This window comes from Pseudoalteromonas 'SMAR', from assembly GCF_048515945.1.
Classification (GTDB): domain Bacteria; phylum Pseudomonadota; class Gammaproteobacteria; order Enterobacterales; family Alteromonadaceae; genus Pseudoalteromonas.
The window spans coordinates 72276-88369 of the sequence record NZ_JBLWMW010000015.1; the positions used below are offsets into that span (position 1 = coordinate 72276).

Consider the following 16094-nt stretch of genomic DNA (forward strand, 5'->3'; position numbering starts at 1 on the left):
TTCATCAAAGACAATCGAACCATACCTTACACTTACTCCTTACAATGGTCGCCTACTGTGTTCGACAACATAAAGGGCTGCCCCAGGTTAGTGGTTGAGCTTGCATAACAATAAGTCTGCCGCTCGCCTGATAGCCTCAGAATAGGCGGAATGGTCACTGCAATGACCTACGGAGTTAAGTAATAATATTTGCGCTTCCATGGTCTTCGCCAACTCGTAAATAGGCCCATAGCGGCACATGAGATCATGACGACTGTGGATAAACCAGCATGGCAAGCCCTGTAATTTAGCACTGTCACGACTAATTTGTTGGTCAGCAATAAAACATTGATGAGTAAAAAAGTGCACCATTTGCTGCGCTTTTCCTAGCTGTTTATCAGCTTTACCAATGCGCATATGCTCGGTATCACTGCCCGATACGATGAGGTTATCCCACTCACACCATTGCTGCGCAGCCTTGCGAGTAAGTAAGTCGTCGTGGCTAAAGAGCGCTTGCTGATAGCCCTGCAGAATTGATTTTGCTCCCTTCATGCCTTGACTGAACGCGTGGTAATGCTCTGGATAAAATTGCGCCGGCGCGCCATGGGGGCCATATAGCCACTCGAAGTCGTCATCACAGGCTAAGAAGCTACACCAAAGGATCAGCCCCAAGACCTTTTCCCGACTCTGCTGGGCATAAAGCAACGCCAAGGTGGCGCCCCAAGACTCCCCCGCTAACACAAATTGGCTAATGCCAATATGCTGAGTGAGAGTATCAATATCCCGTAATAGATGGGCAGTATCAATGTGCTCTAATGAGTGTGGGGTGGAATTACCGCAACCACGCTGACTAAATAAAATGATGCGGTATTTTTGCGGATTAAAGTAACCCAGCGCCTGTCGGGAGTGGCCTTGGCCGGGGCCACCGTGCATAACCAGTACGGCAACTCCAGCGGGGTTACCATACTCTTCGATTGCTAATTGGTGACCATCGCCCACGGCTAAGTGATAACGACGAAATGCTTCACCATGCTGATACAGTAGACTCATACTGTCCCCCTTGTTGCAGAGCACGTGCTCTGCCGCCCCAGAGGTAAGCCATGGCAACCCTGTTACTCGGTCACGCTGAGTCTTTGTGTGCCGGGCTGTTTATCGACTCACTTTGCGCTGACGCTGGCGCCTCTGGTGGATCAAATTTTGAATTGGTGTCTAACCCTGCGTCTTCCATATACTGGGTTATGCACACGGTAAATTCGGCTCCCAATAACACCACTATCCAAGATAAATACACCCAGACAAATAAAATGGGCACGGTAGCTAAGGCACCATAAATCACTTCGTATGACGGAAAGTGACTGATATACATGGCAAAGCCTTTTTTTGTTAGCTCAAACAATAATGCTGCAAAAAACGCCCCGGGTATGGCTGCACGAAACGAAACACTGGTGTTAGGCACTAAAGTATAGAGCATAACAAAGCCCACCATGGAAATAAGGTAAGGCAATACTCCTAAGATGGCACCACTAAAGCCAGGGATCCCCTTATCAGCGAACGATACCAAGGAGACAATATAAGAAGTCATACCAATGCTGGCCCCTAACAGCACAGGGCCCAATGTCAGCACCATCCAGTAAATAGCAAAAGAAATCATTAATGGCCGCTTTTTCTCGATCCGCCAAATGCGATTTAAGGTGGCATCAACATTACGGATAAGCAACAGTGCAACCACTGCCAGAAAGCTCACGCCAACGGCAGTCATCTTATTGGCATTGCCGGTAAAGGCGCTAATGTGCTCTTTGATGGTGTCAGTTGAAGTGGGTACAAAGTTGGTAAAGATAAAGTTTTCGATGGCGACTCGAGCATCCTCAAACCCAGGAAAAGCCGAGAAAATGGCCACCCCCACAGCGATTAATGGCACCAAAGAGAGCAGCGTCACATAGGCCAAATAGCCGGCATTCACCATGATCTGATCTTCAGCACAGCGTTTACTGTAATGCCGCCACCAGCTTGGTTGAGTTTGTAAAAAGCGCCATGCAACGGCTTTCATCTCGGCAATTCTATCCATCATATTCGTGCTTTTAATTCATTATTTACTTTACACATGATAACAATCCCACCCATAATTTATAGCGCTAAATCATTATAATGGTGGTCAATATCAGCGTTTGCCGCAAGTTTTGATCGCTTTTCTTCACACAGGAGCCGCTATGAAGAAACTCATTTTAAGCGCCGTGGTTTTACTCTTTATCACGGGTTGCCAAAGTGCCTACTATGCCACCATGGAAAAATTCGGTGTTCACAAACGCGAGATTTTGGTCGACAGAGTAGAAGAAACCAAAGAGTCACAACAAGCGTCACAGCAAGAGTTTCAGTCTGCGCTGGAGCGCTTAACCACCTTGATTAATTTTGACGGTGGCGAACTGCAAGAGGCGTATGAGCTGTTAAATGATGATTACCAAGCCAGTATGGCCGCAGCTGAGGCCGTTAGCAGCAATATCAACAAGGTTGAGGACGTTGCCAATGCCTTGTTTGATGAATGGGCAGATGAGCTAGAGCAATACTCCAGCGATAAGTTAAAGCGCCAAAGTGCCAGACAACTGAGTAGCACGCAGCGACAATTTGAACGCCTGCTACGATCCATGCGCAGCAGTGAAGCAAAAATGCAACCGGTCTTAGATTCTCTACAAGATAATGTGTTGTATCTTAAGCATAACTTAAATGCCCAAGCCATTAGCGCCATCAAAGGTGAATTTACCGGCCTGAAACGCGATATCAGCGCGCTGATTGCCGATATGAACCGCTCCATTGAAGATTCTAATAAGTTTATCGCTGAAATGAATGCCAACCGTGGGTAATACAATAAGCGTGGTTGCCGATAGCAAGAGCTATCGGCGGCAGGTCTATTAAAACTGCATTTCTGGCACGCTCTCTGGGCATACCAGTTCACCTGCGGTTTTTGCTTGTATCTCCTCCACACTGACACCAGGGGCGCGCTCAAGCAAGTGAAAAGCGCCTTCTTTGACTTCTAACAATGCCAAGTCGGTGACGATTTTGTTGATACAGTTCACCCCTGTGAGGGGCAAAGTGCATTGTGATAATAGCTTAGACTCGCCGTGCTTATTGGCGTGAGTCATGGTACAGATAATGTTTTTCGCTCCGGCGACCAGATCCATAGCACCGCCCATGCCTTTCACCAACTTTCCAGGGATCATCCAGCTGGCAATATTGCCTTGCTGGTCAACTTCAAAGGCCCCTAATACGGTTAAATCAACGTGACCGCCACGGATCATGGCAAAGCTTTCTGCCGAGCTAAATATCGCCGCCCCGGTGCGCGCCGTGACCGTCTCTTTACCGGCATTAATCATATCGGCATCGACTGTGCTGGCGGTGGGGTATTCTCCCATGCCCAGTAAACCATTTTCCGATTGCAGCATCACATCTATACCGCTAGGAACATAGTTGGCAACCAGTGTCGGTATCCCTATGCCTAAATTGACATAAAAACCATCTTGCAACTCTTGCGCTACCCGCATTGCAATTTGCTCTCGCGTTAATGCCATTAGCCTTCCTCCCGAACAGTGCGTTTTTCGATGCGCTTTTCAAACTGACCTTGAATAACGCGGTCAACATAAATACCTGGAGTATGGATTTGGCTCGGCTCAAGCTCGCCAGGCTCGACAATGTGCTCCACTTCCACCACGGTGATTTTGCCTGCAGTGGCAGCCATGGGATTAAAATTCATTGCCGTATGGCGAAAAACGCAATTGCCATAACGGTCTGCTTTCCACGCTTTAATAATGGCAAAGTCGCCGGTAATGCTGGGCTCTAAAATATAGTCTCTGCCCGCAAAGCGTTTCACTTCTTTGCCTTCAGCCACTGGGGTGCCGACACCTGTGGCGGTATAAAAAGCGGGGATCCCGGCACCACCAGCACGCATTTTTTCAGCCAATGTGCCTTGTGGGGTGAGTTCAACCGCTAACTCACCATTTAATAGCTGTTGTTCAAACAAGGCGTTCTCACCGACGTAGGAGGCCACCATCTTGCTGATCTGCTTATCTTCCAGCAAAATTCCTAAGCCAAAACCATCCACCCCGCAGTTGTTCGATACCACGGTTAAGTCGTTACAAGCCATGCGTTTAATTTGTTGGATCAGGCCCTCGGGAATGCCACATAAGCCAAACCCACCGGCGATCACTGTCATGCCAGAACTCAGCCCTTTCATGGCCTCTTCGTAGCTGCTTACCACTTTATCAAATCCTGCCATACCGCCTCCTATTGCACTGTCCAACCACCATCCAGCACGATGGCTTGACCGGTGATATTGCGCGCTTCATTAGCTAATAAAAACTGCACCGCATGAGCAATTTCATCGAGTCCGATAAAGGCTTTCTTCGGCATTGGCGCCAACATAATATTGTTCACCACTTCATCTTCACTGATGCCATGCTGCTTGGCTTGGGCGGCAATTTGCTGCTCCACCAGCGGGGTTTTCACGTAAGCCGGGCACACGGTATTGACGGTAATATCGGCATCGGCGGTTTCTAATGCTAGCACTTTGCCAAACCCCATCAGGCCGTGTTTTGCTGCGACATAAGCCGATTTGTATTTTGACGCCACCAAGGCATGAATCGAACCAATATTAACAATACGACCGCTGCCTGCACGACGCATTTGCGGCAACACCGCTTTGCAAAGCATGGCGGGCCCGGTCAACATAACGTCTTGGAGCAGTTGCCATTTATCCTCGGGATAACTTTCTAATGCCTCAACATGCTGAACCCCAGCATTATTGATCAACACATCAATGTAGTTGTGCTCGGCCACAAAGCTGGCAATGGCTTGTTTATCTGCAATATTAAGACTAAATGCTTGTGCTTGACCGCCCAGCTGAGTGATATCCTCTGCCACTTGTTGTGCTTGCTCAAGGTTCAAATCCACCAATAGCAAGTTGTATTGCTGTTTACTCAGGGTTATCGCTAGGTGTCGACCAATGCCACTGGCCGCCCCGGTAATAAGTGCCGTTTTCATAGTTACCTCTGTGATTATTGCGCCAAAAACTGTTCAATGGTGTCAGCCTGACTGGCAATAGAAAAAATACCGTCTAGATGTCCCCAGATCCCCTCGATTTCCCTCACTTCTACGGCTTTACCTTTTTCTTTCAATGTTTTAGCCAATTGACGTACGGGCTCAGGGCGCAGTAAGAGATCGTTACTGGCTGGCATCAGTAATACTTTGGCTTGGATCTTATCCAGCGCCGCCGAGAAGTTCTCTTGCATTCCCGCAGTAAATAATTGAGACGCCCTCACCAAATATAAAACCGAGTTGGCGTCTTGCGTTTTCGCCCGAGCTAACGCCCGTGCCGCCAGTGTTTGGCTCAGCTTTGGTAAGGCGCGAATATCCTTGCGGGCGCCTTCATCGAGCACTTTAAAATTGGGAAAGCTGGCTTGGTAAATGGCCGGGTGCATAGCATCTTGGGTAATGTTCAACATGGTGGCACTCAGGCCTGCCAGTGGTCGCTCACCCTCGTAGTAATTGCCGCCATTCCAGTTCGGATCAAGACGAATGGGCAATGCCCACTTCTCTAATGCTGCCACAGTCCAAGCGTCCATTCTCGCAGCGCCAATTACATGCACTAACCGCTCAACGCGCTCGGGATAGCGTACCGCCCACTCCAGCGCTTGAAATGATCCCATTGAGGCACCGATCACCGCATGCAGCTTCTCTACCCCTAGGCTATCAAGCAGTTGCTTTTGTACTTCAACGAAATCGCCAATGGTGACCACAGGGAAGTCTAAACCATAGGGTTTACCGGTTTCTGGGTTGATGGATGCCGGCCCTGTGGTGATGACATCGGGATTATGCCAATTGGCATTGGCCAAGGTGTCGGAGCTAATAACAAAATACTTGTTGGTATCGATGGCTTTACCTGGGCCAATAATGGCATCCCAATACCCCGCAGCAGGGTCCGACTCGCGGTATTTACCCGCAGCATGAGAGGTGCCAGAGAAAAAGTGGGTGATCAAAATAACATTGCTTTTATCGGCATTTAGGGTGCCATAGCTTTCCCATCCGACTTTTACGTCTTTGATAGTGACGCCCGATTCGGTAGTAAAGCTCGGTATAGCAAAAGACTGCTTCTCCACCAGTATGGTGCTATTCGCTGCAGCTAGGCTCACCCAGCTCAGCAGCAATAGCAGCGATAAAAAGACCCGTTTCATGTGCAGTACTCCTTTAGAATAAAATGAATAGTGTTAAGGCTAAGGCCACGCCAATAAGCGGTATCACTGCCGTTAGTGCCGCCATTGACCAATAAGCACGCTGGTGTGTTTCTTTACAAATAGCGCGGATGGTGGTCACCACATAACCATTGTGGGGCAAGGTATCTAGGGCACCGGAGCTGATGGCAACCACGCGGTGGAGTTGCTCAGGGTTAACGCCGGCATCAATATAATGTGGCGCAACCAAGGGTAAGGCGATGGCCTGGCCGCCCGATGCCGAACCCGTCAATCCGGCAATCACGCTCACCGCAATGGCGGCACCTAACAGCTCATTGCCAGGCATTTGCGTCATCATATCGACGGCCAGTTGAAACGCTTCGGTGTTTTTGGCTACGGCGCCAAACCCTACTACCGCGCTGGTGTTACCAATCGCCACCAAAGCACCTGTCGTCCCGAGGTTGATAGCCCCAGCCATATCATGGAAGTGCTTAAAATTAATGGCGACAATACTTAATACACCGCCGAGCAAAGCCACAATTAACGCACTTTGCTGCAGCACATCGTGTAAAGTGAACGACAAAGCCAGTACCACTAGTAGCGGTACAACGCCTGTGATTGGATGGGGGTAGTCGCGCTCATGAATTTCAGGGTCGTCGCCTCTGGCCTCAAACTGCTCACCGTTGGCAACGGCCTTGTTGATCATTTTCTTTAACCACCAGTAACCGGTAATGGCCATAAAGGTAGCCACCACTAAACTTACTTCCCAAGCGGCGTAGGGCGAGGTCCCCAGATACTTGATGGGGATCCAGTTTTGAATTTCTGGGGAGCCTGCTGAGGTCATGGTAAAGGTCACCGAGCCAAACGCCAGGGTGGCAGGAATAAAGCGTCGCGGTAGGTTGGCGTCTTTAAACAAACTCAATGCCATGGGATACACCGAAAACGCCACAATAAACACGCTGACACCGCCATACGTGAGTACCGCACAGGCAATGACTACAGCCAGTACCGCGTGTTTCATTCCTAACTTATCGACAATGTAACGGGCGACACTGTCTGCGGCGCCACTGTCTTCCATAAACTTGCCAAATAATGAACCGAGCAAAAACATGAAAAACCAGGCGCTAAGAAAGCCGGCAAAGCCATCCATGTACAAACTAAGAAAGTTGCTGGAAGCTTCTGCAGATGGGAAAACAGCCAAGTTGCTGGTCAAAGCAACCAGTAATGCACACAAGGGCGCGGCGATAAACAAATTAACGCCACGAAGCGTCAGCCAAATTAATAGGCCGAGTCCCCCTACCAGTCCAAGCATACTGAGCATAGCGATTCCTTTTATTGTTATTGATACCAATGAGGTATGCTGTTGATGAATATCAGTGTGGCGTGCAGGGGCCATAAAAACCATAGTACTAAGGTTATAGGTGCGCTACACGCCTTGTTAATCCTAGCCTAACACGCACTTAGTACTAAGGTACTAATACAAAATCTAGCCAACTGCCCTATTCTGTTGCATGACAACAAGCACCCAATACGACAATAATAGGGAACACAGGATGAACATTTATCAGCCCAAATACTCAGCTATCGCCCTCGCTGTTATTGCAACATTGCAAACAGCGGTGGTCACAGCCGAAGAGTCTGACACATCAGAAAGTAAATTAGAGCGCATTGAGGTTACTGCGCGTAAAACGGTTGAAAACCTGCAAACGGTCCCGGTTGCAGTGACTTCCATTGGCGCCACTGACTTAATGGAAAATGGCATTTCCGTGCTCTCGGAAGTGCAACAGTTTTCTCCTAACACCACCTTGCAAGCCAGTCGTGGTACTAACTCCACTCTCACCGCGTTTATTCGTGGGGTGGGTCAACAAGATCCGCTTTGGGGTTATGAGCCTGGCGTTGGCATATACATTGATGACGTCTATCTGGCACGACCGCAAGGTGCTGTACTCGATCTATTAGATGTCCAACAAGTGGAAGTGTTGCGTGGACCGCAAGGGACTTTATACGGTAAAAACACCATTGGTGGCGCGATTAAATACGTCACCAAAGAAATGACCGGGGATGCTACCTTTAATATTGAGGGCACGGTTGGCAGCTATAACCAACGCGATATCAAAATCACCGGCCAGCTGCCTTTAGTCGAAGATACCCTCTACCTTGGTTATGGCTATGCTAATTTAAATCGCGATGGCTTTGGCGAGTTTAAAACCTCGGCACTGGCAAACCAAGATAATGAGAACTACAACAAAGAGGTGCAAGCGGCACGCCTGACATTAGAATACCGCCCAAGTGATGATTTGTTTTTCCGTTTAGCGTGGGATAAAACCGAAGACGACTCCAACTCAAAAGGTGGCTTCCGCTTATTGCCAAGCCTACTGACCGACGCCCCAGTTCCCGATAGCGTGTACGACTCTTACACCAGCCTACCCACTTGGAATAAGGTAGAGCTGGAAGGCTACAGTCTAACCGCACGTTATGATATTTCTGACAGCACGGAAATAAAGTACGTGGGCGCGGCACGTGATAGTTACTCGCCAACCAACATCGATTTTGACAACACGTCGCTACGCATTTTCGATGTTCCCGCCATTTATGACGATGAGCAAACCACCCATGAAATCCAGCTTAACCATATAGGTGACAGCTATAAATTGGTCTCGGGTTTGTATTATTACGATGGCGAGTCCTGTGGCCAATTCCAAGCTATTTTGGAAATATTCGGGCAAAGCCTAGGACAGCCAGGGTTAACTCGAGAAGTAAGTGGGTGTAATAACTCAACCAGTAGAGCCGCGTATATTCAAGGCTCTATGGATTTAACCGAGCAGTGGTCAGTTACTGTAGGGGCCCGATATACCCGCGACAGTAAAGAAGCAAAAGTTAATAATGGTCTTATCTTTAATACTGTGTATCCCGAGTCAAATTGGGTCCCAGGTTATACGCGCCCCTCTGGTGAGTTAGTGCCCACCGTATTAGATGATGATAAAGACTGGTCTCGCTTTACTCCTAGAGTAGGCGTCGAGTATCAATACAACCGCGATATCATGTTCTTTGCCAGCTACGCACAAGGCTTTAAGTCTGGTACTTTCAACCCTCGAGCCAGTACCGCTGAGCCAGCAGCAAACCCAGAAGTGGTTGACTCATTTGAAGTGGGGATGAAGAGCGAGTGGAATGACAACTTACGAGCTAACGTCACCCTATTCACTCTAGACCATAAAGATCGCCAATATATTTCCGTTTTGCCAGGCGATACCAGTGCCGACCTGAATCAGCGTCTAGGTAATATTGGTGAGTCGAGCGCTAATGGTATTGAAGCCGAGCTCAGTTATGTCGCCAGCGATGCCCTCAGCTTTGATGCTTCACTGGGTTACATTGATAGTGACTTTGAGGAAGTACTCGATACCGATCCAGAAACTGGCGCAACGTTCGATAAATCAGACCGCTTTACTATCTCCAACACCCCTGAGTTGACCTTCAACTTAGGCGCGACGTACAAAGTGTACAGTGAGATTGGTGATTGGGTGGTGAATGCCAACTACTACCATCGCGGTGACTATGTGTTATTTGAAGAAGACAGCCTGTTGACCCAAGACAGCTATGGCTTAGTCAACCTCAGCGTGAATTGGTACAGCACCGATGGTAATTGGCGAGTTGGATTACATGCGAAAAACCTCACCGACGAAGAGTACATGATTGGTGGCTATCAGTTCGTCACCCCGGATCCTAGTGACCCAAGTGATGTCAGTAAATACACCCCAGGGCTAGGCGGCGATAATACCTTGATTGGCTATTATGGCGATCCTAGAACTGTGTCTCTGACTGTGGCTTACCGCTTCTAGGCGCAGCCCATAAGTGGCATGGATATCCCCAGTGTTCATGCCACTTCCCAAGTTGCGTGCAAGGCTTCCCCCTCGTATCGCAATCACTTGATGTGGTTAAGGAAATAACCTATAACAACAGCTACTAGGAGTTACCAAAGGATGTCACAGGTGCAAGCCATTATCGCTGATGACCACCCGCTATTTCGCAGCGCCTTAAAACAGGCCGCCGCACAAGCTATAGGCAATGAGCCCATCAAAGAGGCGAGTACGCTCGATGCCCTATTCGAAATGCTTGAACAGCACCCAGAGACCGAGTTGGTGTTTCTCGACTTATCCATTCCTGGTGCACGAGGTCTAGAAGGCTTAGCCAGATTACGCAACCAATACCCCGATATTTTGGTTATTATGGTCTCTGCCAATGAGTCGACTGCCATTATGAGTCAATGCATTGCTCTTGGCGCCAGTGCCTACATACCCAAGTCTTCTTCGCTGGATGTTATAGGCGCCGCGATTGTACAGGTGCTAGAAGGAGAAACTTGGCTGCCTACGGTGATGGACATTAACCAAGCACCCGACTCAGAGCAAGCCAACTTTGCCCGTAATTTGGAAAAGCTGACGCCACAGCAGTATCGGGTGTTAACCATGATTGCCGATGGCTTGTTGAATAAGCAAATTGCTTACGCCATGTCGATTCAAGAAACCACCATCAAACAGCATGTTTCTGCCATTTTGAAAAAGCTAAACGTCTACAACCGCACCCAAGCTGGTATTTTATTTAACCAATTGGCCACGGCGGTGCACTCTGAGGATGATGCCAGCTAAGGTTTTAAACGCTTTAACATGCGCTTTAATGCTGGAGTTTTCAGCGGTTTATACAACAATGGCATACCCGCATCACTGACCCGCTCACGGATCGCTTCATCGTGGTTGGCGGTATTAATGATGGTGGCCATGCTATCAAGCTCCAATGCCGTAATGACATCGAGTCCAGTTACGCCATGGTCGAGCTGGTAATCCGCAATTAAGATATCCGCCGTAGTTGTCGCCACTAAGTCAGCCAACTGAGCTTGGTTACTGGCCACCTCAACCTCACAGCCCCAGCTTTTTAACACTTGCGATAGCGCCGCAAGAGCCGCCGCGTCATTATCGAGCAGCCAAATACGCAGCCCCGCCAACTGAGTATCGCCAGTGGTTTTCTCTGTGGTGGTTTCTGGAGCCGCCTTGCTTTGATCGTAGTAACATGGCAAGGTAAGAGTAAATTGTGTGCCCTTATTCAGCTGCGACCCCAGAGTCATCGGAATTGCTAACACATGGCAAATACGTTTGCTGATGGCCAGTCCCAGCCCCAACCCTTGCGCCAGTTCTTTACTGTGCAACTGTTTAAACTCTTGGAAAATGGCTTCTTGATCTTGCTTAGCAATCCCCACCCCAGTGTCTTCAACAATAATCGATACGCTACTGCCTTGTGTTTCCGTTAATAAGCGCACGGCCCCTTGCTCGGTATAGCGAATGGCGTTACTTAATAAGTTGCCAATCACGCGTTTAAGTAGTGCTTTATCGGTTTCCAGCACCACATCGGCATACTGTACTTGAAATTGCAAGCCCTTGTCTTTGGCTAAAGCACCGTACTCATTGCTCAGTTGTAACAGAAAAGCATGCAAAGAAAAACGACTGATATTAACCTTAAACGCCCCCGCTTCGAGCTTGGTGAGCTCCAAAATGCTGGATAGTAACTCTTCGGCACTGGATAAGGAGCTTTTAATACTCTGCGACAGCTCAGCTAACTCTGTCCCCTGGGCTTTTTCATTCATTAGTGAGCAAAATAAGCTCGCGGCGTTAAAGGGTTGCAGTAAGTCGTGACTGGCGGCAGCAAAAAAGCGGGTTTTGCTTTCTGTGGCTTGCTCCGCCTGACGCTTAGCCTCACTTAGGGCATGATTGGTGGCAATAAGCTCTTTGGTGCGAGCAGCGATTTTTTCTTCTAGATTCACATTGGCCTGTTGCAGCTGCGCTTGCTGCTCGACAAACTCGGTAATGTCGGTGTAGGTGGTAACAAAGCCGCCTCCTGGCAAAGGGTTGCCCTGCATTTCAAAGACTCGGCCATCCTTGTGCTCACGACGATAGCGATAGGCGCTACCGCGGCGCAGGTGAGTAAGGCGTTTTTCGACCTGCTGTTCTATATCTCCTTGACCAAACAAGCCGCGCTCGGCGTTAAAGCGGATCAGCTCAGCCACGGGACGACCAATAAACAAAGCGTCGTCAGGGTAATTAAACATTTCCAAGTAACGCTGGTTCCAAGCCACCAGTTGCAGTTGATTGTCCACCACACTGATCCCTTGACTGACATTTTCAATGGTCGCTTGTAGTAAGTCACGATTAAAGCGCAGCACTTGAGAAGCTTCATCGACAAAATCAGCCACCTGCTCCAGTGGCTGACGTTTTTCGTCTTTTGCTACATCCATAATCAGCTTGGCCGATGCCCCGCCCACCAAGGTCGACATTTCCCGCTCAATTAATTGCTCAACCGCAAGCGGTGCCGGCTCTCGCCAACGCGATTGCGGCATGGGGAAATGGGCTTCAACGAGCGCTTGGGCACGACTTTGCTCACTAAAGCGCTGCAATAAGGTCGCCAAATCTTGATAACTTAACAACGCTCGGTTGGGCTGAGAAGATTTTGACTGCAGGATAAACTTATTGCTTTGTAAGCGCTCTGGCAGTCGCGCCGCACTGACAAACGGCACTAAAATGTAAACCAGTACATTGGCCGTTAGAGATAACAGCACAGACTGAGTAGTGGGGTCGAGCCCTAAAGCAAGAAAGTCTTGCGGAGCCAACCAAGCAAGATCAAGTGGCCCTGTTTGTAACCACTCCACGTGATAATTGAAGCCAGTAAACAGACTCGGCATCAGCAAGGTATAAAACCAAATCGCAAAGCCCGTTAAAATTCCCCATTGCGCTCCTTGTCGTGACGCGCCTCGCCACCATAAGCCTATTACCATGGCCGGAGCAAACTGCGCCACTAAGGCAAAAGACATGAGCCCCATATTGGCTAAGGTATTGCCTTCGGCCAAGACGCGGTGGCTGGCATAACTCAACAGTAAAATAAGCACAATCACCACACGGCGGGCATTCAATAAATTAAATTTGGACAAACCGCGGTGACCTGAATGCAACTGGGAGCGGCGTAATAAAAACTGATTAATAAAGTCATTGGTGATCATAATCGACAACACAATGGCAGAGACAATGACCATACTGGTTGCCGCAGAGAAGCCGCCAAGAAATGCCACTAACGCTACCCATGGCGAGTCTGAAGCCAGTGGTAACGCCAACACAAAGGTATCATAACCGACGTCTTGGCCATCAAAATAAACCAGCCCTGCGTAAGCGATAGGGAGAATAAATAGATTGATCAACAGCAGATAAACAGGAAACAGCCAACGGGCAGTATGGAACTGCTTCTCCTCATCATATTCAATAAATGCCGTGTGAAATTGTCTTGGTAAGCACAAAGTGGCCAACAGCCCTAGCAGCACATGCACCCAATAGACATAAATTGGGCTAGCCGTGGCTGCAATATCACGGGCAACGCCTTGAGCTTGCGCTTGTTGAAGTAGGCTCATGGGGGTGTCGAATAAGAAAAAACACACGTAAACCCCAACTGCGATAAAGGCAAACAGCTTGATTAAAGACTCAAATGCAATGGCCGTCATTAACCCTGGGTTATGCTCACTCGGTCGCAATCGTCTAGCGCCAAACAAAATGGCAAATAGGGCTAACAAAAGCGTGATATAAAAAGTGCTATCTTGCCAAAAAGCGATACTGATGCGTTCACTTTGCGGCGTTAACATAGCAATGCTGGCACTGGTAGCATTAAGCTGGAGTGCGATATAGGGCACCACCGCAATCACTGAGATCAAAGACACTAAGCCAGATAAACTGGAAGAGTTGCCATAACGGGTAGCAATAAAGTCAGCCATTGAGGTTAACTGTTGCTGGCGACAGATCTCGGCAATACGGGTATACACCTGCCAGCCAAAAAGAAACAATAATATGGTGCCAAGGTAGGTCGGGGCTAACCACCAACCATTATTGGCCGCCTGCGCCGTAGTGCCAAAAAACGCCCACGAAGTACAATAGACTCCCAACGACAAGGCATAGGTTACCTGCTTAACACGATGCGAATTAAAGCGCATGCTAAGCTTGTCTGCCCCCCACGCGATGGTGAACAGTAATGCCAAATAAATCAGCGCAATCAGGCTGATAAGACCAATAGAAAACATAGCTGCGATGATTTTATTATTGTTTTCTTAAGCATACCGCCTCCAGACTAAAAAGACAGCACACTTTAGTGCTACTCACCTTCCCCTACACGATAGCCAGCGAAACCACCAACAATCCAAAGCAATAAGGACTACTCGCTTTACCGTTCTACCGTTCTACCGTTCTACCAGCAATGAAAGAGTTAATAGGATAAAAAACAACTTGCAGCACCATCTATCTCCCTCATCACACCCTCAAGTCAGCAGCCAATTAACTTATTTCGCGCCGGGATAGCGCGAAAAAGCATGTCAGGGCCAAGGACGGCCCTTACATGCTGGTAACGTTAAAATTGGCTGCTGGCTTGAGGTTCCCGGTGTGATGTTGGGAGTGCCCTTTCTTTTGCTGACTTTACTTTGGGCAAGCAAAGAAAAGTCAGTCGACGCCCATGGAAGGGCGTTGAAACCCGTCAGGAGGACAGCTAAACCAATTCTCCACAGTAAAAGACGACTGCAATTACAAGGTATTGGCAAAGACTACTTGCCTCAGAATCGACCCTTTAATTAATCAAACTGGTATTAGTGTGGTGCTGGGAGTGCCCTTTCTTTTGATTACTTTTCTTTGGGCGGCATCGATAAGTCAGTCTACGCCCATGGAAGGGCGTTGAAACCTGTCAGGAGGACAGCTAGAACTAAGGTTCAAATTCTAATCGTCACAAAAACAAAAGCCCCGGCAGTTGCCGGGGCTTTGTATAAGAAATTTAATTTAGTTAAAAACTAAAATTAAGCTTTCTTAGGACGTTCAATCACGTCAACTAGTGTCCAAGATTTATTCTTAGAGATAGGTGCGCATTCGCGAATAGTCACGATGTCACCTGCTAGTGCCGTGTTGCTCTCATCGTGCGCGTGTACTTTCGTAGTGCGCTTGATGCTTTCTTTTCGGTAAGAGTACCGTAGATCGGGTGTTTAACCTGACGCTCGATAAGCACAAATACTTTAAACACCACAAAAACAAAAGCCCCGGCAGTTGCCGGGGCTTTGTATAAGAAATTTAATTTAGTTAAAAACTAAAATTAAGCTTTCTTAGGACGTTCAATCACGTCAACTAGTGTCCAAGATTTATTCTTAGAGATAGGTGCGCATTCGCGAATAGTCACGATGTCACCTGCTAGTGCCGTGTTGCTCTCATCGTGCGCGTGTACTTTCGTAGTGCGCTTGATGAACTTACCGTAGATCGGGTGTTTAACCTGACGCTCGATAGCAACAACGATTGATTTGTCCATTTTGTCGCTTAGTACACGACCTTGTAGAGTACGGATCTTATCGCTCATTATGCACCTGCCTTCTGGTTGATAACCGTTTTAACACGCGCAATATTGCGACGTACTTTCTTAAGCTCGTGAGTTTGAGCTAGCTGACCAGTGCTCGCTTGCATGCGCAGGTTGAACTGCTCACGAAGAAGCTCAAGAAGTTCAGCATTTAGCTCTTCTACGCTTTTGTCTTTAAGTTCGCTAGCTTTCATTACATTACCGTCCGAGTTACAAATGTTGTTTTGAAAGGTAATTTACGAGCAGCTAGGTTGAATGCTTCGCGAGCAAGCTCTTCTGAAACACCTTCCATCTCGTAAAGTACTTTACCAGGCTGAATTTCAGCAACCCAGTATTCAACAGAACCTTTACCTTTACCCATACGAACTTCTAGCGGCTTTTCTGTAATTGGCTTATCTGGGAATACACGGATCCAGATTTTACCTTGACGCTTGATGTGACGTGTCATAGCACGACGAGCTGCTTCGATTTGACGAGCAGTCATGCGGCCACGGCCAG

14 protein-coding genes and 1 pseudogene are annotated in these 16094 nt (G+C 48.3%); 3 read left to right on the top strand and 12 right to left on the bottom strand.

Going from position 1 to position 16094, the window contains the following annotated elements; translation table 11 throughout:
* Positions 1 to 87: 87 nt before the first annotated feature.
* Positions 88 to 1029 (bottom strand): alpha/beta fold hydrolase, encoded by a 942-nt coding sequence (locus tag ACNKW2_RS08505; protein ID WP_419148170.1) that lies wholly within the window; start codon positions 1027 to 1029, stop codon positions 88 to 90.
* Positions 1030 to 1099: 70 nt separating this feature from the next.
* Positions 1100 to 2047 (bottom strand): virulence factor BrkB family protein, encoded by a 948-nt coding sequence (locus ACNKW2_RS08510; protein WP_419148171.1) that lies wholly within the window; start codon positions 2045 to 2047, stop codon positions 1100 to 1102.
* Between the two features lie 139 nt (positions 2048 to 2186).
* On the opposite strand from ACNKW2_RS08510, the gene ACNKW2_RS08515 reads away from it, so the two are divergent.
* On the top strand, positions 2187 to 2834 hold the full coding sequence (locus ACNKW2_RS08515; RefSeq protein ID WP_336567883.1) for a DUF2959 domain-containing protein: 648 nt from the start codon (positions 2187 to 2189) through the stop codon (positions 2832 to 2834).
* Positions 2835 to 2882: 48 nt separating this feature from the next.
* Here the strand turns inward: ACNKW2_RS08515 and ACNKW2_RS08520 are convergent, their stop codons facing one another.
* The 5 genes from ACNKW2_RS08520 to ACNKW2_RS08540 are packed head-to-tail and all read right to left on the bottom strand — an operon-like array spanning position 2883 to position 7515.
* The gene (locus ACNKW2_RS08520; RefSeq protein ID WP_419148172.1) at positions 2883 to 3539 is read right to left on the bottom strand and encodes a CoA transferase subunit B; all 657 of its coding nucleotides are present in this window, start codon (positions 3537 to 3539) and stop codon (positions 2883 to 2885) included.
* The gene (locus ACNKW2_RS08525; protein ID WP_419148173.1) at positions 3539 to 4243 is read right to left on the bottom strand and encodes a CoA transferase subunit A; all 705 of its coding nucleotides are present in this window, start codon (positions 4241 to 4243) and stop codon (positions 3539 to 3541) included. Before ACNKW2_RS08525 ends, ACNKW2_RS08520 begins: the two co-directional genes overlap by 1 nt.
* A gap of 8 nt (positions 4244 to 4251) precedes the next feature.
* On the bottom strand, positions 4252 to 5007 hold the full coding sequence (locus tag ACNKW2_RS08530; RefSeq protein WP_419148174.1) for a 3-hydroxybutyrate dehydrogenase: 756 nt from the start codon (positions 5005 to 5007) through the stop codon (positions 4252 to 4254).
* A gap of 14 nt (positions 5008 to 5021) precedes the next feature.
* Positions 5022 to 6197, bottom strand: coding sequence for an E22 family MetX-like putative esterase (locus ACNKW2_RS08535; protein WP_419148175.1), 1176 nt, complete (start codon positions 6195 to 6197; stop codon positions 5022 to 5024).
* A 13-nt stretch (positions 6198 to 6210) separates the two neighbouring features.
* Positions 6211 to 7515 (bottom strand): GntP family permease, encoded by a 1305-nt coding sequence (locus tag ACNKW2_RS08540; RefSeq protein WP_419148176.1) that lies wholly within the window; start codon positions 7513 to 7515, stop codon positions 6211 to 6213.
* Between the two features lie 232 nt (positions 7516 to 7747).
* Between ACNKW2_RS08540 and ACNKW2_RS08545 the strand changes: the two genes are divergently transcribed.
* Positions 7748 to 10030, top strand: a complete 2283-nt coding sequence (locus ACNKW2_RS08545) for a TonB-dependent receptor (RefSeq protein WP_419148177.1) — start codon at positions 7748 to 7750, stop codon at positions 10028 to 10030.
* Between the two features lie 141 nt (positions 10031 to 10171).
* Positions 10172 to 10834: a response regulator gene (locus tag ACNKW2_RS08550; protein WP_419148178.1), complete on the top strand. Its 663-nt coding sequence runs from the start codon at positions 10172 to 10174 to the stop codon at positions 10832 to 10834.
* Here the strand turns inward: ACNKW2_RS08550 and ACNKW2_RS08555 are convergent.
* The 5 genes and pseudogenes from ACNKW2_RS08555 to rplP all read right to left on the bottom strand — a co-directional run.
* Complete coding sequence (locus tag ACNKW2_RS08555; RefSeq protein WP_419148179.1) at positions 10831 to 14292, bottom strand: PAS domain-containing hybrid sensor histidine kinase/response regulator; 3462 nt, start codon at positions 14290 to 14292, stop codon at positions 10831 to 10833. The genes ACNKW2_RS08550 and ACNKW2_RS08555 overlap by 4 nt on opposite strands.
* Positions 14293 to 15051: 759 nt before the next feature.
* Positions 15052 to 15275 (bottom strand): annotated as a pseudogene (rpsQ, locus tag ACNKW2_RS08560) (30S ribosomal protein S17).
* A gap of 66 nt (positions 15276 to 15341) precedes the next feature.
* Positions 15342 to 15599, bottom strand: a complete 258-nt coding sequence (gene rpsQ, locus ACNKW2_RS08565; protein ID WP_336567893.1) for a 30S ribosomal protein S17 — start codon at positions 15597 to 15599, stop codon at positions 15342 to 15344.
* Positions 15599 to 15790 carry a 50S ribosomal protein L29 gene (gene rpmC / locus ACNKW2_RS08570; RefSeq protein WP_010376372.1) on the bottom strand — a complete coding sequence of 64 codons (192 nt, stop codon included), beginning with the start codon at positions 15788 to 15790 and terminating at the stop codon, positions 15599 to 15601. The genes rpsQ (ACNKW2_RS08565) and rpmC overlap by 1 nt, the downstream gene beginning before the upstream one ends.
* Positions 15790 to 16094, bottom strand: a 305-nt coding sequence (rplP, locus tag ACNKW2_RS08575) for a 50S ribosomal protein L16 (protein ID WP_419148180.1), incomplete at its 5' end; no start/stop codon positions are given. The genes rpmC and rplP, both read right to left, overlap by 1 nt.